Genomic DNA, 22870 nt, shown 5'->3' on the forward strand with positions numbered 1-22870 from the left:
CGCTTTCGTCATCGCCGGTATGCCGGACATGGCAGCGGCCCAATCGCCAGCATCGAACTTATCAGAAACAACAATCGACGACGCCGACAAATTGGCGCAATCCGGACCGATTCACGATCTCAAGGCCATGCAGATCGACGACGTGCAAACCGTCGGAAATCTGCACGCCGACGATGAGTTACTAAGGCGTGTTGCCGATCGGCTCCTACGCGCCACGTATCAAGGGCGATATCACGTCGTTGTCCGTGATGACGAATTTCTGGGTGCGCAGCCGTCATCCAGGAGCGCCGCCCCCATCGAGATGGATGCAACGCCAAATGAGAACAAGCTCAAATATGAGCCGTCGCTCCCGGTCCATAAGCCGATTTCACCCTTTTGGTATATGCTAATCCCCGCGGTATCGGCATTCGTTCTCTTGCTGATTGTCCTGCGAATACTTGGGTGGGCTTTGCACAAGACCAAAGCCAGCCACGCCGACAACGGTGAATCGGCGCCACGCCGAAAGCCAACGGCATCGAAACGCGCCGCCGGCAGGAGACATCAAAAATGAAAGCTCACGCGGTGTCTTGGCCGTGGCCTACCCGACTGAGTCGTCGCCCCCGCCTTTATTGGGTAGCCACCGCCCTTCTGTTGGCATCGATTGCACCACCGGCCGTGGCAGCATCCGATCCGCCAACCACAGCCTTCGATCCGATCGTCGTCGTGCCCGATCGTCCGACCGGGGAAGCGGCTGAACTCCTCAAGATGGGTGACATGATTCCTCCGCTTCGGGGTTTTCGAGCGCCGATACTTCAGGCGGCCGATGATCCGTGGCCGATCGGTCCCGATCCTGCTGAGAACGATTCACTTCGATCGAGCCGCAGAATCGTTGCCACGAATCTCGCCACGCGGGGCCTGATCTGGACAACGGCGGCGGCCATTCGTGAACATGGCGCGGCCGCGTTCACCACAATGTCACCTGCCCAGCAACGACGACATCTCCGCAAGATCGGCATTCCGGCGGACCTGCTTTCCCATTTCGGCCTGTCGGACAACCCGATCCCTGCATCGACGGGCGATCGAATTACGCTCAGCGAATTCTCAAGACGAGTGAGCCAGATCATCGATGACGACGCGATCGACGAGTTCGCACATCGGTTCACCTTCTCTTTCCGGCCGACCAATCCGCGGTTTCGCGTTGTCGCCGAGTCCGGTGAAATGGAAATTGGCGAGGCCCGCGTTCAGTTCACGCGCGGCGATGACTGGCTTGGTCAAGGCGACGGCGGATGCGTGGACATCGTCAGGCAATTCGCGTCCGAATTCAAAAGTGCCTCAATCGTGGCATCAATACAGGATCTTCACCTCCCCACGCTGCTCGATACGGCACGTGACTGGCGTCTGACCGGCGAGCCGCCTACGTTGATCGTCGTGCCCTACCCGCTTGCGCAGTGGGCGCAGGATAATGCGAAGGCCGGCGTTCAGGTCGGCCTCAACGGGAAGCCTGAGACAACCGCAACGCTCGCGCCGCGCTACGCAAGCCGGCGAGATGAAGTCACCGTATTCGTGCCCGGCGAATCACAGGTAATCGACGCACTGTCGGCGACGGGTGGCCGTGTATTTCAGTCGAGCCTGCTGTTTCAAGGTGGAAATCTCCTGGCCGTCCGCGAGCCGAAGACCGGCCGAACCATACTTCTTGTCGGCGAGGCAGAGATTGCGCGCAATGTCGCGCTGGGGCTTAGCGTGGAACAGGCAACCACCGCTTTCACCGCGGAATTCGGCGTGGACGAAACGCGAATTCTGCCGTCCGTGTCGTTTCATGTCGATTACGATGTGTCGGTTCGGGCGGTCGACGGCCGCCTGACGGCTTTCGTGCAGGATGTCCCGGCGGGTGCGAAGCTCGTTCTCGCGGCGGGCATTCGGGCAATGCGGTCCGCCGAACGAATCACGGTATCAGATGCGGATGGTGCGATCGCGGCACTGGAAGCGAACGATCCGGACACGTTGCTTAAGCGGATTGCGCCGGCGCTTGCCCGCGGCGTTGATCGCGCCGGGCATTTTTCGGAGAGTTTTGCGCGCACTTTCTCAATATCTCCGACGGACTCACACGTCGGCAACCTTCGAATCTTCCTTGTAGCGATGGACTCATTCGTCCATCGAGTCGTACGGTCTTCCAACGCGGATACCCGCGCATATCTCGAATCGTTCAGTCGCCTGGATGCCGATCGAAACAGACTGCACCAGTTGATCGAGAGTTGGGGCTGGAAGGTTGTTCCGGTGCCGTGCGTCGGCGAAGGCGAGCGCGCAATCAACCCGCTTAACGGAATCCACACCACGCGACAATACCTGATGCCCGCCATCGGCGGACTTTACGCGGCACTCGACGACTCCGCGTCCGCGATTTTTCAACGTGAGTTGGGCTCCGGCGTTGAGATCGTGCCGATTCGCTGCGCTGAAAGTCAGCGCCGCGCGGGGGCGCTCCACTGCTCGGTCGCGGTTTATCCGAAGCTGGATGACTCGAACTCCACCGCGGCAGAGCCGGAGTGAATCACGGGGCTATCTGGATTCCAGGCGCCACACTGCATCGGAATCCGTTCGATCCGATGCGAGGCCGGGCAACGCGAAGGTCTCGCGCCACATCTGCACGAACGAATCATCGGCATCGCTGATCGCCCTCGGTGACGTGTTCCGCTGAAATGCCCGTCCCCCTCGAAGACTTGATGGCCGCGCAAGCAGTGTCACTTCGAAATCCCTGACCTCGCCTCCGCGAACAATCTGAACAGACGGTTTGATGTTGGTCGCATTGTTGTTCACGACGATTCCGCGATTCAGCAATGGCACAAGCTGAACCTGCGGCTGGCGATTCGGATCGTTTTCGTCCTCATCCGGATCGGTCAACGCCTGTTCGTGAATCAGTCGCTCGAAATCTGACAGTGCGGTTTCCGGCACGAGTCGCCGGCCGTTGATTGCAACGATCAAGTCACCGGATCGCAGGTCCAGCCGCTTGTCCGCCCGTTCGACCTCCGTCAACTCCAGACCCACTGCGCCATCGGGCAGGCGGCGATCGGTCTCCCATGTGATGAGGCGGGTCGATGCCCGCTGAAAGCCGCGCACGTCAAAGCCGGCGACCGTTTCGCGATTCAGTGTACGGCCCGCTCCGCCGCGAAATACGGTGACGACGCAGCTCGTGCCCGGAATCTGACCGGCAATCCACGAGACGAAAGATGCCGCCGATTCAGCCATTGTGCCGCGCCGGCCGTTCAGACCGATGAGTACATCGCCCTTGCGAAGGCCAACCAAAGCTGCCGCAGAACCCGGCACGATGTCCGTGAAAAGCAGGCCTGTCGCGCCGGGAGTCAAACGCGGATCCGCCTCAAAAGTGACATCCGCCGGATAATGAGAGATGCCAAGAAATGCACGAACAGGACCGACGTTCTGATTCAGATGGATCTCGTACACAACGCGCTTCAGGCGATTGCGAACCTCAACCCGATCGGTGGTTCGGTATGCCTCGCGCAGCACGTCGTAGATTGCCGGCCCATACCGCTCCAGCTTCACCGCTGCAAATTCGCGGGCGGTCCATTCCTCGTGGCCCAGTGAGTCGATGAGACCCTTGATCTCCTCGTTCGCACTGACGGACTGTGTGGCATTGGAGATTGACGCATCGTTCGGAAGTTCATCATGCGTTGCAGCGACGACCAATGCGGACCGAAAGAGCAGCAGCGCCGCCGCAAGCGAGATGCCTCGAATCGAGCGGGTTCGGGTGCGATCAACCACCATGCGCCTCCGTGAAATCCCTCGATGGCAGAATAATGCCTGCACGCTCTATCTTATTATCTATCGACGAAAAAGTCGGGAAAACGTGCTGGGGTTTTTCAGAACATCGCAATACATCCCCTGGTTCCGAAAATTCCACCGCTCGCCGCTCCGGCGTCCCCGTCATATTATCTTACACCCGATGAACGCGTCTGCCGCAACAAAACTCTACATCTGCCACGAACCGGATCACGACCTGATCGCAGCGAAGCTCGATGCATGGCCAAGGACCAATTCCGACATCGCCCGATACAACCAACGCCACAGTATCAACCCCGAAAGCGAGTTGGCAGAGCCGCTCAAGACGGAACTTCGCGCGCAGATCCACGCCGCCGACGTGGTCGTCTGTGTCGTCGGACAGGCGACCTTTCTGGACCCCTGGATCAAATGGGAGCTGACGACGGCTCGATCAAAGACCCATCGTGGCGGCTTTGTCGCCGTCATGCTGGATGATCTCTACGCGCACCCGCCGTCGCTGATTGGCGCGGGGACCATGTTCATCAAGCTAAAGCGGACTTTCGTAATGGACGCGATCGCATGGGCGGCGGATCAGCAGGACCCCTGCGAGGATTTTATCTTGGAGGACTGAGCGCCTCGAAAAGGCCGGCTCGCACGCGGTCGGCGGCCGTCAGTCCACCAGCCGACGGACAAATTCTTCAATATCGCGGCCATCTATCAATCCGTCGTTGTTCAGATCGGCGGAATTAATCGAACAGGTCGGATGATCACGGCGATAGCCATCCGCATCGATCACCGCTTGTGAGAATGGCTCGACGTCTTCGACAGTGACCGCGCCATCGCAATTCAGATCGCCACGAACACAGGCCCGCGTGACGCCGGGGAAGGATGGCGTGTAATCGGGGAACACTGCCGAGAGATTCGGATTGCCGAGCCTCAGTTGCACCACTTCCGCCAGCACGTCACGGAAGTCCGTCGTCACTTCAAGATCGCGTCCTTCGAAGAGCTGCCCGGCCTCCAGGCCCGGCCAATCGGCCAGCACCCGGCCACCGTCGATTCCCGGTCCCATCAGGAACATGACGTTGCCGTGTCCGTGATCGGTCCCAAGACCTCCGTTCTGCAGCAGGCGCCGACCAAATTCCGACATGACAACCACCGTCACATTACGGGCGGCGGTCGAAAACATGTCGGCATGAAACGCGGCAAGCCCGCGGGCCAGAGCGTCCATCAGCCGATGCATTCGCCCGCCTTCAGTCACACCCTGCTCAACATGTGTATCCCAACCGCCGACATCGATCGCGACAGCCTCTACTCCCAGATCCGCCTTGATAAGCGCGGCTGTCGATTTGAGTGACATCCCGAAGTCATTCTCGGGGTAGATCGCCGAACCCTCAGGCATGTAGCCGTCGAAGTTGATTGACCCGAGAAGGTCGATGGTTTCCTGGGCGGTTGATGCGGCCGCCCGAAGCGGATCCGGTGTGATCGCATGCATGGCTTCGATCACCGCCCGCCGCGCGCCGACGGTGCTGAGCTGCCCGCCCAGGTCGTATTGATTGAGCTTGGGAATCGGAATCGTCTTCGGTCCTGCCTGCAAGGATCGCTGCAAGCCGTACCCGATTCCGATCCCGCGCAGGACGGCCTCCGGTTGCATCGGCGCCATGCTCAGCAGGTGACGGCCAAGCCAGCCGGTGAATATCGTGATATCGCCCGGCTTGCCGACTTCCATGAATCGCTGTCCGTCGAAGTGCGACCGTGACGGATCGGTCGAACCGGAAGCGTGGACGAGCAGCAAATCGCCGTTCTGATAAGCGGGAATCAATGGCGCCAACTGCGGCGGGAATCCAAAGAAACCGTCGAGATCGATGGCCTTGAAGCTGCCCGGCGCATCGGGCCGAGGAATCGCCAGCGTTGGCCGTGCCGCGTAGTAGAGATTATCCCCGTGCGGAACGCAGAGCGTCAGTCCATCCGCCGCACCACGAAGGAAAATGGAGACGATGACATCGCGCTCGCCACAGCCTTCATCAGCATATGCGACGTTCGGCAGCCACGAGGGCATTCCCAGCGCAACTGCCATACCACCGGTCGTCGCTAGAAACTGCCGGCGCGACAGGTTCATGTACTCCGAACAGCCGTAGCTGTCATTCGAATCCATCGCTCACTCCACACGACGTCACGGCATCTCGCCGCGGGTCGAAATTCGGTTACAAATCCGCGATGTCAATCCGGGACGAGGCGGTCTTGTCGTCGAATCAATACCACTGGAATGTCGGTGCGGCGATCGCCAGGCTGATCGCTTCGCGCCGCGTCGTCTCGGATCCCGGATTCGTCGCCAGATAATCACGGATGAGCAACCGCTCCTCCGAGGACAGCAAACCGCCGAACATCTTGAGATTGATGCGATTGACCATGGCATCCGCCGTGGTCGCATTGCCGAAAAACTGGTTTACATCCACGATTACGCTCTGAATCTGGTTATTCAGCAGCGCCGCGCCATAATTCCACCGGGCAAGCGGCAATCCAACCCAGAAATCCATACGATCCGGATAGCCGTCCGGAGGTGCCCAGTTAAACGGCAACTGTCCCATCGAAATCAATTGGTCAAGCATCGCCTGCGAGACCGGGTTGCCGGTCGAATCGTAGTTCGCATTCGTCACCCGAAGCGAGGAGACTGCAAGATCAAACGGCCGTTTGAATTTTGGATCAGCCGTAAGAGGATCGAGCGTGGTGAAAATGGTCCGCAACATGGATTTGATATCGCCATCGGTGGCCAGATAGGTCGCGGTGACGGCGTCGACAAGGGATGAAGGCGGATTCTCGCTCCAGAATTTCTTGCACAGCTTTGTCGAAATAAATCGGGCCGTGCTGGGATGCGATGCGAGAATATTGCAAACCATCTCGCCATCTTCGATGCCCTGGCCAGCGGGAATGGCATGGCCGAGAACGGTCTTCGGGCCGTAATCATGGTTCTGTGGAACGAAACGGAACATCTTGATCAACGGCCCATCGGAATAGTAGCGATAGAAGCTCCACCCAGTCAGGCAGCGTGCAACTTCGACCACGTCCTGCTGGGTATAGCCGCCGTCAACGCCCATCGTATGCAGTTCGAGCAATTCGCGAGCATAATTCTCGTTCTGGTTCCCAACGACACTCAGTTCGTTGTTCAGATAATGCAGCATGCAGCCGCTGTGCATACTCGCCGAGAGCAGGTCACGAAACTTGCCCATCGCATGCGGGCGGATCACATGCTCGTCTTCCCAGTTCTTTACCCACGCGCAATCGCCCATGAAAAGAAAGATATTGAAATGGTCGCTCCAGAATTCAACCATCTTTTCATAAAGTTGCCGCTTGCTGTAAGTCGCCCGAAGCACTGCGGCCTCGTACAACTGATAATACGCAAGCGAAACATTGACGAGCAGATGTGCGAGGTACGGCAGAAGGCCGAGGTATTGATAGCTGCTCAGACGATTCGCCAGGGCGCTGTCGTCGATGCCTGACGGATTGAGGTGATGTTCAAGGTATTGATGATACCCAAGCGATTCCGCAAGCGTCTGTTCTTCCTGGGTCCAGCCAAAGGTCAGACGATCAACTAGGAATCGAAGCTGCGCCTGCGATGGCGCGGCATTCGCTTCCTTTGCCCGGCCGGCCAGCGCCCCGAGAGCTGCCGCTCCGCCGAAGAGCAATCGCCGGCGCGACAGAATTGAATCCGATCGCGATGCTCGATCCAGTTCCGCAAGTTTCCCGATCAGAGCGCGGCCGACATCCATATCACTACATTCCTGATGGTAGCTCGCTCCGGTGCATCAGAGCCTCATCACCGCGCGATCAGATCAGAGTCCGAACCATTGAACAGGGGTTTGCGATAGAGGGCCAAGGCGGATCGGCTGGCGGGCACTCCACACCATGCCTTTGCCGAAAGCCTGATTTCGCCGCGAAACCACCTCTTTTCAATCATACCGGCATTGGCTGGTTGGATTCAATGTCCAGATAAGATTTGCCGCCACGCGGGTGCCTCCCGTTCCGCGTATCATTTTCGGACAAACGTCATCCTCTGGCGATCCTTCACCACTCCGGGAAAGCGAAGCGCCTGATTGTGCATCACTACATACACCCCGCAATCCAGCAGCCGGCAGGCGAGCAGCGCCTCCGTCATGTTCTGAAATGCGTCGCTGTCCCGAAATTCGAACGGCCGCATGGCTCCGGTCAGCACGACGGGCTTCGTTAGTTGCGGCAGATTGGAACAAAGATATTCGCCGGTCACGGACAGCGTATCCGTACCGTGAACCACCAGCACGGCATCTGCCTTCGGCAACGCATCCCGAACAGCTGCCAGGATCGCGCCGCGATCGTCGTCGGTCATCTCCAGCGAATCCTTCGACATGACCCGAACATGACCGAACGTCAGATCATGCAGTCTCAGCCGGCCCAGAATGTGCTCCATGACAGAGCCGACATTCCGCAGCGTGCCGTCGCTCTCGTTGAAGGTTTTCTCGATCGTGCCGCCGGTAGTCAGGATCATGATACGCATACGGTCTCTCACGGCTGGTTCGGAGGCTTGGGAGACTTGAGACCGCCCACCCTCGCCGAATCTCGAATGTGCTTGAATCGTTCGAGATATTCTCGCATCGCGCGCTCGTGACCGCGATCAGTTGGAGAATAATATACTTTGTCAACCCCAAGATAGTCCTGCGCTGCGATGCCGTCTTTCTCATCGTGCGCATATTGATAGCCCGCGCCATGCCCCAGCTTCTTCGCGCCGCGGTAGCTCGCGTCACGCAGATGCCGAGGAACCGGAATGGTGCGACCCTCTTTCACGTCGGATGCAGCAGCCCAGATGGCCAGCGCGCTTGCATTCGACTTGGGAGCGCAGGCGATGTAGATCGCCGCTTGTGCGAGCGGCAACTGACATTCCGGCATGCCCACAAACAAGGTCGTTTGAACAGCGGCATTCGCCAGAACAAGTGCCATTGGATCGGCATTCCCGACATCTTCGGCCGCGCAGATGGCGATTCGACGCGCCAAGAAACGCGGATCCTCCCCAGCTTCCAGCATTCGCGCGAGCCAATAGACCGTCGCATCCGGATCGCTCCCCCGCATCGACTTGATCAGCGCGCTCGCTGCATCGTAATGGTCATCGCCGGTGCCGTCATACACCACCGCCTTGCGCTGGATGGAGTCCTGCGCCACCTCGATCGTGATATGAATCGCCGGCTGTTCACCGCCGGATTCCGGCGGACGATCGCTCGACGAACCAGCCGTTGCGCGTCCGCCCTGCGACAGCACGGCGATTTCCAGCGCCGTGAGCGCACGACGGGCGTCGCCGTCGCACAGGTTCGCCCACACGTCGAGTGCGGCGTCATCCAAGGTCACGCGCAACCGCCCCATGCCTCGCTCCGCGTCGGTCAACGCCATCGCGATCAGCCGCTTGATCTCCGTGTCCGAAAGCGGCTCAAACTGAAAGATCTGGCTGCGAGACACCAATGCCGCATTCACCGCGAAGAACGGATTCTCCGTCGTCGCGCCAAGCAATATGAGAACACCGGCCTCCACATCGCCGAGCAGTACATCCTGTTGCGCTCGATTGAATCGGTGTATTTCATCCAGGAACAGCACGGTGCGCCGGCCGTCTTCTTCAAGGCGTGCGGTCGCTCGGGCAATCACCTCACGAACATCCTTGACGCCGATCGCCGCGGCGTTGGCCTCTTCGAACGCCGCATGGGTTTGATTTGCGATGATGTGCGCAAGCGTCGTCTTGCCGGTGCCGGGCGGGCCGTAGAAAATCGCGCTGGAGAGGCGATCGGCATCGAGCAGGCGGCGAAGCAGTTTCCCGGGCCCCAGGAAGTGGGCCTGACCAACAAACTCATCAAGCGTGCGCGGCCGCATCCGCACAGCCAACGGCTGTACACGAGCCCGCGCCTGCCTTCGCTGTTCGGCAAATAAGTCCATCTTGTTGAATCATACGTCCCCCACGATTAGAAAACACGTCACATTGTGGAATGGCCGATACACAAAAATCGGCGTATTCTATCTACCGGTCTGCTGTCGGATCGAATGGCCGCCTGATGCGGTAGCCTTGCTATCGACAAATTGCGCCGTCACGGAATCACATTCGTGTAAGAACCGGAAAAAAATGATACAGCCGCAGAAAACAAAAACGAGTGAGCTCATCCCACCCTCCATGCGTGCGGCCGTAGATGCCTATAGCGCCATGCTTCGGCAGATCGCGGGTGATCAGATCCGCGGCCTGACATTCTTCGGCCCGGTCCTGACGCCGCAGTTTGATTTCGCACGGATGGCGGCGGCCAACGTGCTTATCCTTGATCGCGTCGAACTCGGCTTGCTTCGCCGAATCGCGGAAAGAGGACCCGATTTCGGATCGCGAGGCATTGCCGCCCCGCTCATCATGACTCCGGAATACATTCGTGACTCACTCGATTCGTTCCCGCTCGAGTTGCTTGAAATTCACCTGCGCCGCGTCACTGTGTTCGGCGAGGATTGCTTCGATCAGATCCGGATTCAACCCGAACACCTGCGACTTCAGTGCGAGCGAGAACTCAAGCGTGTGCTGATACGATGCCGCCAGGCATTGCTGGAAGCGGCCGGACGTGAGGAGATTCTCAGCGAAATCGAAGCTGATATCGGCCTCCACCTGCTCCGTACATTGCGTGGCGTGCTCTGGCTGAAGGGCAGGAAGGAATTCGTGCCTCCCGATCAGCTCATCACGCTGGTCGAGCAGACCTGGTCGGTCCCGTGCGCGGGTTTGCGCGACGTCGTTCTTGCCCACGGCGACCTGGGTTGGCCGGAGTTTCAAGCGTTCTACGCCAATGTCGAAACGCTCGCGGAGCGAATTGATGCATGAACTTCCAACAAGCCTGACCCGGCACGACAGACTCCACGTCGCATTGGTCACCATCGTAACGCTTCTCAGCGTGACCGCGCCACTCCGCGCACAGCCAGCGTCGACGCCACGCACCGGCGTCATCGATCAAGCAGGCATTATCGACGCCCAGACAACCAACGCATTGAACGCGATTCTGCTCGAGCTGGAACAACGTAACCTTGCCCAGATGCGAATCGTTACCATCCGATCGACCAACGGCCGCGACCTGCACGAATTCGCGATGGAACTCGCGCGAGAATGGAAACTCGGCGACGCGACAAAGCACAACGGAATACTGATGATTATCGCGCACAGCGATCGGAAGTACCGAACAATCACAGGCCAGGGCATTGAAGGCGCGCTGCCCGACCTCTTCCTTGATCGCGTGCAGAATGAGTGCTTCCTGCCAAACTTCCGCAAAGGTAATTTTTCAGCGGGTATCTATCTCGCCACGGTCGCCATCGCCAACCAGGTGGCGACGGAGGCGGGGACGACGCTGTCGGGCATGCCTGCTACGCCGCCTGCGGTCAAGTCGCGCACCGGCGAAGATAGACCGGGTGATGGCGGAGCCAGTTGTTTCTTCATGTTCATCATCGTCCTGGTGCTCGTCTCCTCATTATCACGCAGCAGTCGTCGCGGAATTCGCGGAAGCAGCGGTCTGGGCAATCTGGTGGCCGGAATGATGCTCGGACGAATGCTCGGCGGAGGAGGCTGGGGCAGCAGCCACCGAGGAGGCAGCTTCGGCGGTGGCGGCTTTGGCGGTGGCGGTGGTGGTTCGTTCGGCGGCGGCGGATCAGGCGGGAGCTGGTGAGTCAGGACAGCGAGTGAAAAAACGGTCCGAAATTCGAATGACCCTTTTTCCAATTCCAGACTAGAAGGTATTGGAACAACTGGTTCAGCAAGCATTCAGGAGATTTGCGAACATGCGTGTGGGAAGAATCATACTCGTCGGAGGTCTCGCGTTCTTCTTCTTTGCCGTCCTCATTGGTGGCTGTACGCTCTACGGCAGCTACACCACCGCCATCAGCCTCGACGAGGCCGTAAAGACCGCCTGGGGTGACATCGAAACGGACCTGCAGCGCCGATATGACCTCGTGCCCAACATTGTTGAATCCGTCAAAGGCTATGCCCAGCATGAAAAGGGACTTTTGGAGACCATCGCCAAGACTAGGGAACGATATTTCACCGCGGCCACGCCCGGCGACAAGGCCACGGCAGCCGGCGGATTCGGCGAGGTAATGTCGCGCCTGCTGGTGCTCCAGGAGAAATACCCCGACCTGAAGGCAAACTCAAATTTCCGCGATCTCATGGTCACGCTTGAAGGCACGGAAAATCGCATCGCAGAAAAGCGACGGCGCTACAACGAAGCGGTGATGAAACTCAATACACACGTCCGCGGACCAATCGGCTCGATTGCCGCGAGTTGGGCCGGCGTCACCCCGGCACGGCGATTTGAAGCGGCCGAGACGGCCCGAACAGCGCCGAAGGTTGAGTTCACCGATACATCATCCAAGCCCTAGCGGTCCACTGCTCGCCCGAGAATCGGGTGCGATCAATTAATTGCGCTTCAGCCCCCGGTTCGCAGATGGCGAGCCCGAAAATGTACCGCTTTACAACGACCAACGTAAATCGGCAGCCCTCTCGCGCGCCAGAGTCTCAGAACAACCGTAGGTTCGCGCTTCAGCCGGTGCCTGCTCGTTGACCCTTCAAAAAAACCCTCCATATACTTGATCGCGATCATGCAGGGGGGAGTCGGGACAGGGGTTCGTCCCGACACAAAGAATGAAACACTCCAGGAGAATGAGCCGCCCGATCGGCAACTTCCGGATCGACTTCCACGGGCCGATTCCCCGCTCCATCTCGCACGCGACCGACTCGGGTCAATCGAATCGGCGTTCGCAAAGCCGACTCATCGGAGAGGGGATTGAACATGCGCATTGCCATCATCGGATGCGGCCACGCTGGCCGCCGTCACGCCGACCAGCTTCGCAAGATACCCGAAGCCCGCATCGTCGCATGTTGTGATAGCGACCAGGATTCCGTTCGCAAATTCGCCGACGAGCACGGCGCGCTCGCATTCACCAGCCTCGAATCACTACTCGCCGAACCGCTTGACGGCGTAACCGTCTGCACACCGCCCAATACACATGCGGAGATCGTGTCGGCCGCCATCGAACGCGATATAAAAGTGCTCTGCGAAAAGCCGCTCGCACCCAGCGTGGACGATTGCCTGCGAATTCCTCGCAGCGACCTGCTCGCATGTGCATTCAAATTCCGCCACCTTTCCGGTGCGGTCATGCTCCGTGACATGATCGCCCGCGGCGAATTGGGTGACATCACTCATGTACGCGGAACCGCCACCTCAGACGCGGACATGACCGGCAAGTGGTTCAGTAATCCTGAATGTTCCGGCGGCGGCGTGCTGCTCGACAATGGTGTACACATAGTGGATCTCGTCCATTTCGTTCTGGGCTCCGTCGAGGACGTCATCGCCCACACAACCGGCAGTTCGCGATCACTGGAAGTCGAAGAGTCCGCTTCCATGAAACTGCGACTCACACGAGGAGCCGGCGCCGACATTTTCGTAAGTTGGGAGTCACCCGCTCCGATGGCGCCGCTGATCGAGATTTTCGGCACCCGCGGTTACGCCCGGCTCGGTTATGAAATGCAGGCGTTCGATTCCCAACGAAAGCTCATCCGGCACGCTTCCGCGGAGGGCGTCGACATCTGGACCGAGGTCCTTGCCAATTTCGTTTCGTTCGTCGCCGGTCGCTCTCGGCCCAGTGCGGTCTATGAAGACGGATTTGCCGCTGTTGCGGTCACTGATGCGGCTTATCGCTCATTGCTGAGCAGACGCTGCGAAGAACCGGTACAGGCGCTGACTGTTTGATCTGACCATCATGCAACTGAACACGATCCTTTGGTTGAGCAATCGAGGGAGATTCCATGACACAGATTCGAAGCAGCATACTCTCCACGCCGATCAACATCGTTCCAAACGATGCCGACGCATCCGGACGATCATTCGGAGAAGAGGAAATCCGTCTGATTCGCGAAGCGCTTGATCGCGGCGTGCTGATCAGTCAGTACGGAACGATCGTGCCCGCTCTCGAGCGAGCCTTCGCCCAGTGGTGCGACATGCCGCACTGCACCGCGGTCTCATCCGGGACAGCCGCACTGCACACCGCAATCGCCGCCGTCGATCCGAAGCCGGGTGACGAGATCATCTCTTCGCCGATCACGGATATGGGAGCGGTGATGCCCATCCTCTATCAGGGCGCCATCCCGATCTTCGCCGACGTCGATCCCGAAACCTGCAACCTGACTGCCCAGACGATTGCGGCCCGCATCTCTCCTCGCACGCGGGCCATCATCGTGACACACCTCTTTGGACTGCCATGCGACATGGATCCGATCATGGCGCTGGCCCGGGAACACAACCTGATCGTGATTGAAGACGCAGCGCAGGCATTCGGTGCAACTTACCGAGGCCGGAAAATCGGGACAATCGGCGATATCGGCTGCTTCAGCCTCCAGCAGGGCAAGCACATCACCTGCGGCGAAGGTGGCCTCGTCGTCACGCGCGACCCGCAGCGGGCTCGATTCATGAAACTGTTCCACGACAAGGGTTGGGGATTCGGAGATGCACAGCCCGACCACGAATTTCTCGGCCTGAACTATCGAATGACCGAACTCCAGGGGGCCGTCGCCATGGCACAGCTCCCGAGACTCGATGAATTCGTCGCCAAACGGCGGGAACTGGCCGCCCGCCTGACGGCGAAGCTCTCGAATCTCGCGGGCCTGGTCTGTCCGCCGGATCATCACGAATGTACCCATGTGTACTGGCGATACTCGATTCGCCTGATCGACCCGCTCTCCAGCTTAGAGCTGGATGCCATGTCAAATGCACTGCGGCGGATCGGTGCCCGAACCGCACCTCGCTACACTCAGAAACTCGCGTTCGAATACGGTTTCCTCCGTGATCGAAAAATGTTCGGAAACAGCGGTTTCCCCTTCTTTGAAGCCGTCCGAGCCAACGGCGCCGATTTGCGATATGACCGCAGCGCCTATCCCGGAGCAGTCAACGGCCTCGAACATCTGCTTTGCATCGGCTGGAACGAGCGATACGACGAAAGCGTCGTCGACCTGATCGCAACAACAATCCAGCGCGCGATTAAAGGGAATCTCTCCTGAATCATCGGAGTCTTGGATTTGCCAGTGCAGGCTGACATGAATATTGCATTTCGCTCGTCACCGATGGCCACGGCTTCGACGCCTGAACAGGCCTTCTCCAATGTGCGATCGCGCCGGGATGCCCAACAGGCCGGCGCGACTCGGACCATCGGGGCGATCAGCATCGATATGGACACCCTGTCGGACTACGCACGGGGCTACGGATTTCAATCCCATCTCGCGGCGGACCCTGTCTACACGCACGGCCTCGTGCGATTCCTTGAAATCCTTGCGAAGCACGACATTCGCGCCACGCTCTTCGTCATTGCACGTGATGCGATGGTACCGGCACATGCAGCGATTCTCCGTCACGCAATCGAAGCCGGACACGAGATTGCCAATCACACGATGACCCATCCGCGCCGGCTGTCGGCGCTCTCGGATTCCGGTCGCCGAAGGGAAATTGTCGAGGCACACGACACGCTTTGCGAACTGGCTGGCCGGCGCATCGTCGGGTTTCGAGCGCCTTGCTACGACATCTGCCAAAAGACACTCAGGACTCTCGAACGCCTTGACTATCAATACGACTCGTCCGTGCATCCGTCGATGATTGCGCCGGTCATTGACCTGGCGGTGCTCATCAAATCTCGTTTTCGAAAATGGGATGTGCGGCCGGGCTCATACTGGCGGCTTTTATCACCTCTGCGCCCCCACCGGATTCGGCAGCAGGGCATTCTCGAACTGCCGCTCTCCGCGCTGCCCTATTCGCGACTGCCCTTCTATGGAACATGGGTGCAGTCAACCGGGATGACGGTGTTCAGAAAATCCCTGAGTTGGCTGCGTCGATTCAGCCTCCCGCTCAACTTCCACTTCCACGCCGTTGAACTCGTGGGGCTGAACGACACCGGAGTCGATCCGCGTTTCGCCGTGCATCCGGGAATGAAGCGAGACGTGGAGCGGCGGCTCGCGGACGTGGACGAGATGCTGTCGGCATTCACGGTTGGATACGAACTGAACACGCTCGAGTCAATGGCGTTGCGCTTCGAACGCAGCCTTAAATGAGTCGCAAGCCGAGGACATCGTAAGGATCGGGTCATCATGAAGACGCTCACGCTCATCCTGCCCTGTTACAACGAGGAAGACGCCCTGCCGCCGCTGTTCGAACGCCTGATTGATCTCAAGCGCGCGTTCGGCCCGGACGTGGCGCTCGATTTCCTTTTCGTCGACGATGGCAGCCGGGATCGAACTGCTGAAATTCTCAACAGCATGCCGCACGAATTGCGCCCGGCCGCTATCGTTCGGCATGAAATCAACCGGGGACTCGGCGGAGCGATCGCCACGGGCTTTCGTGAAGCGACCGGCGAATTCGTTGCCATCATGGACGTCGATTGCACCTACGACCCGATGTATCTCATTGACATGCTGCCGATGATGACAGACGGAATCGATGTGGTCACAGGTTCGGAATTCCATCCGCGCGGCAGCGTCGAAAATATATCTTGTTTCAGGCTCTTTCTCAGTCGAAATCTGTCTTTGCTCTATCGAATTGCCTTCTGGTCCAACCTGTACAGCTTTTCGTGCCTGCTTCGAATCTACAGACGCGAGATTCTTGCGCACATCATGCCGACAAGCCGCGGCTTCCTCAGTTGCACGGAAGTGCTCATCAGCGCCCATCGCAAGGGGTACAGGATCGTCGAATTCCCGCTCGTCCTCACCGAACGCCGGCACGGAGAATCGAAGATGCCCATCGTTCGATCCATCATCGATCACTGCGTTTTCATCGCCGGATCGCTGCTCGGTCGCGGACCAAAGCAGAACATCACCGAAGGAGGCGCAGCGTGAACATTGCCATTTTGGGGGGCGGAATTGCCGGCTTGTCGGCCGCGTGGAGGCTCACCAAGCGTGGCAATCGCGTCACGCTCTTCGAAGCCTCCGGGTATCTCGGAGGTCTCGGCGCGGCATTTGAGCATGAAGGCCGGCGTCTCGACAAATTTTACCACGTCATCCTCGACAGTGACGAACACCTGCTTGCCCTGATCGATGAAATGGGACTGAGCGACGATCTCGCATGGTCAACGACAACGATGGGATTCATCGTCCGAGGGGAACACTACCCCTTCAATACACCGCTCGACCTGATGCGCTTCGGCGCGCTGAGCATCCCGGATCGCATCCGAACCGGTCTCGCAGCGCTCTACATCACCAGGCTGAAAAAGCACGGGCGTCCCCTCGATGATCTGCCGGCCCACGAATGGCTCAAGCGATTGTTCGGCCAGCGCGTTTATCGCGCAATCTGGGAGCCGTTGCTCAATGCGAAGTTCGGTGACCTGCGACATCGCGTCCCGGCGTACTGGATTTGGAACACACTTAATCGTGAAAAGAATGGCGGCGAGGAGGTCAAAGCGGCGCTTCGCGGAGGGCTCTGTACGCTCGTTGACTCACTGGCCGATGCAATCATCGCTGCCGGCGGCGAAATTCGCCTCGACACGCCGATCGAATGTCTCTGGGAAACACGCGACGGCGTGCGAGTGGCCGGTCGTGGCGCGGAGGGCGAATTTGATGCGCTGCTTTCAACCCTCCCGATGCCCCTGCTTCGAAACATCTCGGATCGCAGACTCGCGCCAAAAATCCCACTACCGGAATTGGAATATCAGGGCGTCGTGAACGTCTTGCTCGTCGCGAAACGACGCCTCGACCGGCACTATTGGACAGCCGTCGTCGAAAGCGGCTTTCCATTCCAGGGTGTCGTGGAGACGACACATGTCATTCGCCCGGAATGGATCGGCGACCGACACCTCATCTACCTGATGAATTACTGCTCCAAAGACAGCACGCCGTACAATGCGGACGACGAATCGCAGATTCGCCTGGCCCGCGACGGACTCTCACGCCTCTATCCGAACTTTGACCCGGGCGATATCGAGGCGGCATACGTATTCCGCGCTCCACACGTCGAACCGGTGTGGCCGCGCGGATACCTGCGGAACAGACCGGAGCCGCGCATCGCAGATACGCGGGTATTCCTTGCAACCACGGCGCAAGCCTATCCCATGGTGACTTCATGGAATACAAGCGTAAAGCTCGCGCAGGACGCGGTCAGTGCAATGCTCTCTGCAGGACTCGCCTCGCCCAGGCGCATTGAGCATCCCGTGCTGAGCCACACGGACGCGGCTTGATAAACCAGTGAAGATTGGTCGATGGAGTGCGTCTCGAGCTTCCTGCCCTTTGATGATAGAGAGGTCGCTCAGTTCAAATGGCTTCGCTCAATCGATCCATCTCAATTCACCAATCCGCCATCGCGCCATCGCCGGACGATGCAACGACCCTCCGAACCGGGCCGACCGAAGATTCCCTCAAGCAACCGCGCGATCGGTCAACTCCGGTTTCGCCGGCGCTCCGGTTGTCAGAGCATCCGGCGTTCAGCTTGAACGGTCGCGTCGTGTTGCTCGTCGGGATCATTCTCATCGTCGGAGTCGTGCTGCGGCTCGTGAATCTCGGATCACGGTCACTCTGGGAGGACGAGGCGTGGACAGACTATGCCGCAACCGCGCGGGACGGAATCATAGCCATCGCCGGTGACGATCCTCATCCAATTTCGTTCTACTGGCTTTATCAACAGCTTCCGGACGTTTTCAAGTCCAGCGACACGCTGTTTCGACTGCCCAGCGCGATCTGCTCGATTATTTCCATGTTCCTCATGGTGCGCCTGCTCCGCCTCGCTCGGCTCGAGTCGCGAATCAGCCTGCTGGCGCTCACCCTGTATGCCGTAATGCCGGTCAATATCCGATTCGCCCAGGAAGCGCGCGCTTACGCGCTGGCCGAGTTGCTCTCGGTCGCAGTCCTGACGGCCTACCTCTCGTTGCTCGCTCGCCCGAGAATCAAAGGTGCCCTGATTCTGGCACTAATCACCGGCCTTTCCGCACACCTTGATGGCTTCGGTCTCGCCGCGCCCTTCGCCGTCCTGATCCACGCGGCGTTCAGCGCGCTGCGAAGCAACGGCCTCACGACGGCAGGTATCAAATCGATGACGCCCAATGGCAAAGCGGATTCCAGGACCGCCATGATCGCAGTCACTGTCGGCATGTTGCTTGCATCGCCGTACTATGTCTTCCGATTCATCACCATGGCGGCGGGAGACGGCATTCATGCGGTCGGAGAAGCACCCTCACTCGTCATCTGTGTGGTCTCGCGCCTCGCCGAGCTTTCTCCATTCGGCATCGGCTTTGAGCAGGTATCGTCGCCGCATCGCTGGGTGATCTACTTATTGGCGCTGGGCGCCGCCGGCATCCTCGGGTCGGCAGGGCTGACCGGGAAGCCCCGCAAAGCCCGATCGCCCCAGTCTCCAGCGATGCGTCTCTTCGCGATGCTTGCCATTCTCACGCCGCTGGCCTACATCGCCATGTCGGTCCTGTTCGGCGTCCACCTGATCCACCGAAAATATCTCTTGCTCATTGTTCCGGCGCTCGCTCCCCTCTTCGCAATTGGCGCGCATCGACTTTTCCGCGGCCGTCTCGCCCCGTGCATCGTTCTGCTCGTCGTGGCGCCGCTCGCCGTGAGCGCGCACTATCTCGCGTCGCCCGGATCGCGCGCCGATTGGCGGAATCTGTTCGAAGCGATGCGCTCGCGGATTCAGCCCGGCGACCGATTCATTCACGAGATGCAGGAAAATTACCCGCTCTACTCATTCGGTGCCTTCCGTGCCTACGCGCGGCGGAACGACACGCCCATCGAATCATCGCAGTTGATCGAGTATCGACCGACAAATCGCCTCAGTGACAAAATCATCACACTTGGCGATCAAGAAGATATGCTCACGCAAACCGACCGGGCTGCTCTGATGGATTTCATTCGTTCCAATCCGAATTGCGGAATCTGGACGCTCTCGGCCGATTGGATCTGCCGCGGCCGCTCGCTGGATTTGTCGACCCTGGCCGTGCCGGAACAACACTTTGCGGCGCGAGGTGTCTCGGCGACGCTATGGCGCGTCGGTGCCGTCGCCCGCTGACTCGCTGCCCGCGGACGACGTCAGTGCATCCAGCCGTGCTTGCCAGTGCTTTGCTTCTTCCGCCCTTCCCGCTGTTTCATACACGCGGATGACCGTAATGACGGCATCCTGCTGATACGCCAGCGGCACATGCCGCATCGACTGAATAAGTTCCCATCCCTCAAGCGCGAGCGGCTCGGCCTCTTCAAGACGACCTAATCCAGTGAGTACCGCGGCAAGTCGTGACACGGAATTGGCATAAAGATAGTGATTCGGAATGGTCTCCCGACGTATCGCCATCGTTTCGCGCGCCAGCGGTTCCGCCTCTTCAAAACGATCCTGCATGATCATCAAGGCTGCGAGCATCCCAAGCGTCGAGGAAATATCCCGATGACCCGGTGGCAGCGTCTTGCGACGAATGGCCAGTGCCTCTCGATGCATCTGCTCGGCGGTTTCGTAATCGCCGCGAGCACTGAGTATCGATGCCAGCCCGCTCAGATCACTGGCCGTGTTCGGATGTCCCGGCCCTTCCGTTCCCCGGCGAATGTCCAGCGCTTCCCGATAGCACTCCTCCGCCTCGTCGAGACGATCCTCCTCCTGCAGCAACTGGCCCAGTTTCGAGAGTGTGTCGGCCAATCGCGGATTACTCGGGCCCAGAAGCCGTCGCTGTGCCTCGATCGCCTCGCGGAATGACGACTCCGCGTGCTTCATATCGCCCCGGACCTGACGCAGAATTCCGATGTTCACCAGCGATTCGATCGTGACCAGGTTATCCTCGCCGAAGTAGATCCGCCGCAATCGTTGCGATTCGGTCAGCAGCTCTTCGGCACGGTCGAAGTCCTGCCGGGCGAACGCCATGGCGCCCAGATTGTTCAATCCCAACGCGACGTACGGATGCTCCGAGCCCAGCAGCTCCGCGAAGAGCGCCACGCTCTGTTCGAGCATCGATTCGGCGTCGGCCCGCCTGCCTAATGCCATATAGACGGCACCGAGATTCTGCATCATTCCCGCCACTTCGACATGCCGATCGCCATGCAGGACGCGCCAGACCTCCATACATTCACGAAAAACGGCTTCCGCGCCGGCATAGTCAGCCCGTTTCAGCAGGATGATGCCCCGTGTATTCAGCGCGGCCCCATAAATCCAGGAGTGGTCCTCCAATCGCCGAAACATCTCGACCGCATCAAGCGATTGCCGGTCCGCCTCTTCGAGATTGCCGATCTCGCCGTACAAGCCCGCCAGGAGCGATTTGCTCTCGGCCGTATAAGCCGAGTCCCCCGGCGTCAGATTCTGATTGATTTCCAGCGCCCGATTGAAATGCCGCATTGCCTCGTCGTATCGGCCGATTCGGCTGTAAGCTTCGCCGATCGTCAGCCGCATTTCAGCCTCGATGTCCGGCGAGTCGGTGAAGGCGCCGGCATTCATCCTCGATGCCGACTCATCAAGTAGTTCACGCAACGTAAGCTCCGGACCTCGCGCCAGCGACGGGTCGGCATGAGACAGCATCTGTTGTAGAAATCGCTTTACACTCTCAGCCCGTCCGGCCGATCGGACCGCCGCCTCCCGAGCGCCGGCCTCCAGTTCCCTCAGTTCGTTCGCACTCTTCAGTCGATCACCTGCAAGCTTGCTCGCCGCGATCGCCTTGTCGCGCTGAGACTCGACATCATTTAGCAGTTGGCCCTGTCGCTGATAAAGAACACTGAGCCACGCAGCGAATCCGACTGTCATCGCGGCGACCAGCGCCCCGGCGCCAACCAGGACGCGATACCGGCGGAGCTGTCTTCGCAGGACGTACAAAGCCGAATCCCGTTTTGCCCCGATCGGCTCGCCGGCAAGGTGACGGCGGATATCCTCCGCAAGCTCCGCCGCCGACTGGTATCGACGCTCCCGATCCTTCTGCAGCGCCTTTACGACAATCGTTTCAATGTCTCCGCGATAGTGCGCGCTGAAAGATGAGAGTGTCGGCGCTTCGACATCGCGGATCAGGCGCGCAGCCTCTGGCAGTGATTTCGCCTTCAGATCGTATGGCATCTGACCGGAGAGCAACTGAAAGAGAATCACGCCCAGCGCATAGACATCGGAGCGGATGTCAACATCCTCCGGTTCGCCGGAGACCTGCTCAGGGCTCATATAAGCCAGCGTGCCAATGAGTTGCCCCGACACCGTGTGCATCGTGGTAATCTGCTGATCGTCGCCGAAGGAGCGTGCCACGCCGAAATCAAGTACCTTCGGCTGGCCGAGCGATACGCTCGACTTCCGCAGCGACGTCGTTGCGGACGAGCCGCCTGCTGTCTGAAATACGAGACCGCTCTCGACGTTTTTGCTGAGACCCGCGTCAATCCTCCTGTCCACTCCCTCGTCCACCACGAGAATGTTGCCGGGCTTCAAGTCGCGATGAATCACGCCGCGCTGATGAGCGTGCTGCACCGCATCGCAAACCTTCATCATCAATGCAAGCCGATCCGGCACCGACAGTTCGTGGGTGTTGGCAAATTCCGTCATCGGCAGCCCCGCCACGAACTCCATCGCAATGTATGCCTGCCCCGATTCGTCGGTGCCCGCCTCATAGATTTGGGCGATGCCGGGGTGTTGCAGCCGGCCGAGGATGTGCGCTTCATGCTCAAATCGCTGAAGAAGTCCGGTCGAATGTGATCCGCCACGAATCAACTTCAGGGCGACGATGCGACGCGGTCTCGACTGCTCGGCTTCGTAAACGGCACCCATGCCGCCTTCGCCGATCTGGCGGATGATCCGATACTGCCCCGCGAATAGCCCCGATGCGTTCGAGGGTGGCGCTGCAAGCGACGCGCTGCCGGCCGCGGTCCCGGACTGAAGTTGCTCCTCTGCCATGTGCGCGGCCAGCAGATGCATTCCCCCGCCATTGGCGTCAAGCGGCGCCCCACGAGCGGCATCTGCTTCCAGCATCGCCATGAGTTCGGAACGCAGCGCGCCGTCTCCGTCACAAGCCTGATCGAGATAGGCCGTACGCGCCGCGCCCTCGAGGACGCACGCCTCCTGGAACAAACTCATTACCTTGAAGAATCGCTGCGAATCCATCTATCCAAATCCGAAGCGGATCGGGGCTT

The 22870-nt window shown here is 59.4% G+C and carries 17 protein-coding genes; 11 read left to right on the top strand and 6 right to left on the bottom strand.

Features of this window, described 5'->3' with window-relative positions:
* Positions 1 to 654: 654 nt before the first annotated feature.
* On the top strand, positions 655 to 2523 hold the full coding sequence (locus KF841_00690; protein ID MBX3393860.1) for a hypothetical protein: 1869 nt from the start codon (positions 655 to 657) through the stop codon (positions 2521 to 2523).
* A gap of 9 nt (positions 2524 to 2532) precedes the next feature.
* Here the strand turns inward: KF841_00690 and KF841_00695 are convergent, their stop codons facing one another.
* Complete coding sequence (locus KF841_00695; GenBank protein ID MBX3393861.1) at positions 2533 to 3756, bottom strand: hypothetical protein; 1224 nt, start codon at positions 3754 to 3756, stop codon at positions 2533 to 2535.
* 178 nt (positions 3757 to 3934) lie between these two features.
* Between KF841_00695 and KF841_00700 the strand changes: the two genes are divergently transcribed.
* Positions 3935 to 4381 carry a TIR domain-containing protein gene (locus KF841_00700; GenBank protein ID MBX3393862.1) on the top strand — a complete coding sequence of 149 codons (447 nt, stop codon included), beginning with the start codon at positions 3935 to 3937 and terminating at the stop codon, positions 4379 to 4381.
* Between the two features lie 39 nt (positions 4382 to 4420).
* Here the strand turns inward: KF841_00700 and KF841_00705 are convergent, their stop codons facing one another.
* The 4 genes from KF841_00705 to KF841_00720 form a co-directional block, all read right to left on the bottom strand.
* On the bottom strand, positions 4421 to 5902 hold the full coding sequence (locus KF841_00705; protein MBX3393863.1) for a DUF1501 domain-containing protein: 1482 nt from the start codon (positions 5900 to 5902) through the stop codon (positions 4421 to 4423).
* A gap of 97 nt (positions 5903 to 5999) precedes the next feature.
* A complete protein-coding gene (locus tag KF841_00710; protein ID MBX3393864.1) occupies positions 6000 to 7514 on the bottom strand; it encodes a DUF1800 domain-containing protein in 1515 nt (504 codons plus the stop codon).
* A gap of 260 nt (positions 7515 to 7774) precedes the next feature.
* Entirely contained in the window at positions 7775 to 8275 is a 501-nt protein-coding gene (locus KF841_00715; GenBank protein MBX3393865.1) for an asparaginase, read from the bottom strand.
* Between the two features lie 8 nt (positions 8276 to 8283).
* Positions 8284 to 9693 carry a replication-associated recombination protein A gene (locus KF841_00720; GenBank protein ID MBX3393866.1) on the bottom strand — a complete coding sequence of 470 codons (1410 nt, stop codon included), beginning with the start codon at positions 9691 to 9693 and terminating at the stop codon, positions 8284 to 8286.
* Between the two features lie 184 nt (positions 9694 to 9877).
* Here KF841_00720 and KF841_00725 point away from each other — a divergent pair, with 184 nt between their 5' ends.
* From KF841_00725 to KF841_00765, 9 genes are all read left to right on the top strand, one after another.
* Positions 9878 to 10606: a hypothetical protein gene (locus tag KF841_00725; protein MBX3393867.1), complete on the top strand. Its 729-nt coding sequence runs from the start codon at positions 9878 to 9880 to the stop codon at positions 10604 to 10606.
* On the top strand, positions 10599 to 11438 hold the full coding sequence (locus KF841_00730; GenBank protein ID MBX3393868.1) for a TPM domain-containing protein: 840 nt from the start codon (positions 10599 to 10601) through the stop codon (positions 11436 to 11438). Before KF841_00725 ends, KF841_00730 begins: the two co-directional genes overlap by 8 nt.
* A 112-nt stretch (positions 11439 to 11550) precedes the next feature.
* Positions 11551 to 12147: a LemA family protein gene (locus KF841_00735; GenBank protein MBX3393869.1), complete on the top strand. Its 597-nt coding sequence runs from the start codon at positions 11551 to 11553 to the stop codon at positions 12145 to 12147.
* 404 nt (positions 12148 to 12551) lie between these two features.
* A complete protein-coding gene (locus tag KF841_00740) occupies positions 12552 to 13517 on the top strand; it encodes a Gfo/Idh/MocA family oxidoreductase (GenBank protein MBX3393870.1) in 966 nt (321 codons plus the stop codon).
* A 56-nt stretch (positions 13518 to 13573) separates the two neighbouring features.
* A complete protein-coding gene (locus KF841_00745; protein MBX3393871.1) occupies positions 13574 to 14821 on the top strand; it encodes a DegT/DnrJ/EryC1/StrS family aminotransferase in 1248 nt (415 codons plus the stop codon).
* 36 nt (positions 14822 to 14857) lie between these two features.
* On the top strand, positions 14858 to 15862 hold the full coding sequence (locus KF841_00750) for a polysaccharide deacetylase family protein (GenBank protein MBX3393872.1): 1005 nt from the start codon (positions 14858 to 14860) through the stop codon (positions 15860 to 15862).
* 36 nt (positions 15863 to 15898) lie between these two features.
* Positions 15899 to 16642, top strand: coding sequence for a glycosyltransferase (locus tag KF841_00755; protein MBX3393873.1), 744 nt, complete (start codon positions 15899 to 15901; stop codon positions 16640 to 16642).
* Positions 16639 to 17976 (top strand): FAD-dependent oxidoreductase, encoded by a 1338-nt coding sequence (locus tag KF841_00760; GenBank protein ID MBX3393874.1) that lies wholly within the window; start codon positions 16639 to 16641, stop codon positions 17974 to 17976. The genes KF841_00755 and KF841_00760 overlap by 4 nt, the downstream gene beginning before the upstream one ends.
* Positions 17977 to 18224: 248 nt before the next feature.
* Positions 18225 to 19805, top strand: coding sequence for a glycosyltransferase family 39 protein (locus KF841_00765; GenBank protein MBX3393875.1), 1581 nt, complete (start codon positions 18225 to 18227; stop codon positions 19803 to 19805).
* On the opposite strand, the gene KF841_00770 is transcribed toward KF841_00765, so the two are convergent.
* Positions 19776 to 22841, bottom strand: coding sequence for a serine/threonine protein kinase (locus KF841_00770; GenBank protein MBX3393876.1), 3066 nt, complete (start codon positions 22839 to 22841; stop codon positions 19776 to 19778). The two genes, KF841_00765 and KF841_00770, sit on opposite strands and share 30 nt — an antisense overlap.
* Between the last annotated feature and the right edge of the window lie 29 nt (positions 22842 to 22870).

It is taken from the genome of Phycisphaerae bacterium, assembly GCA_019636475.1.
In the GTDB taxonomy this organism is placed as follows: domain Bacteria; phylum Planctomycetota; class Phycisphaerae; order UBA1845; family UTPLA1; genus JADJRI01.

Excerpts from the sequence above, each read along its gene's own strand:
- KF841_00770 (MBX3393876.1), bottom strand. The coding sequence starts at position 22,841 with ATGGATTCGCAGCGATTCTTCAAGGTAATGAGTTTGTTCCAGGAGGCG.
- KF841_00705 (MBX3393863.1), bottom strand. The coding sequence starts at position 5,902 with ATGGATTCGAATGACAGCTACGGCTGTTCGGAGTACATGAACCTGTCG.
- KF841_00755 (MBX3393873.1), top strand. The coding sequence starts at position 15,899 with ATGAAGACGCTCACGCTCATCCTGCCCTGTTACAACGAGGAAGACGCC.
- KF841_00710 (MBX3393864.1), bottom strand. The coding sequence starts at position 7,514 with ATGGATGTCGGCCGCGCTCTGATCGGGAAACTTGCGGAACTGGATCGA.
- KF841_00715 (MBX3393865.1), bottom strand. The coding sequence starts at position 8,275 with ATGCGTATCATGATCCTGACTACCGGCGGCACGATCGAGAAAACCTTC.
- KF841_00745 (MBX3393871.1), top strand. The coding sequence starts at position 13,574 with ATGACACAGATTCGAAGCAGCATACTCTCCACGCCGATCAACATCGTT.
- KF841_00695 (MBX3393861.1), bottom strand. The coding sequence starts at position 3,756 with ATGGTGGTTGATCGCACCCGAACCCGCTCGATTCGAGGCATCTCGCTT.
- KF841_00735 (MBX3393869.1), top strand. The coding sequence starts at position 11,551 with ATGCGTGTGGGAAGAATCATACTCGTCGGAGGTCTCGCGTTCTTCTTC.
- KF841_00730 (MBX3393868.1), top strand. The coding sequence starts at position 10,599 with ATGCATGAACTTCCAACAAGCCTGACCCGGCACGACAGACTCCACGTC.
- KF841_00720 (MBX3393866.1), bottom strand. The coding sequence starts at position 9,693 with ATGGACTTATTTGCCGAACAGCGAAGGCAGGCGCGGGCTCGTGTACAG.
- KF841_00725 (MBX3393867.1), top strand. The coding sequence starts at position 9,878 with ATGATACAGCCGCAGAAAACAAAAACGAGTGAGCTCATCCCACCCTCC.
- KF841_00700 (MBX3393862.1), top strand. The coding sequence starts at position 3,935 with ATGAACGCGTCTGCCGCAACAAAACTCTACATCTGCCACGAACCGGAT.
- KF841_00750 (MBX3393872.1), top strand. The coding sequence starts at position 14,858 with ATGAATATTGCATTTCGCTCGTCACCGATGGCCACGGCTTCGACGCCT.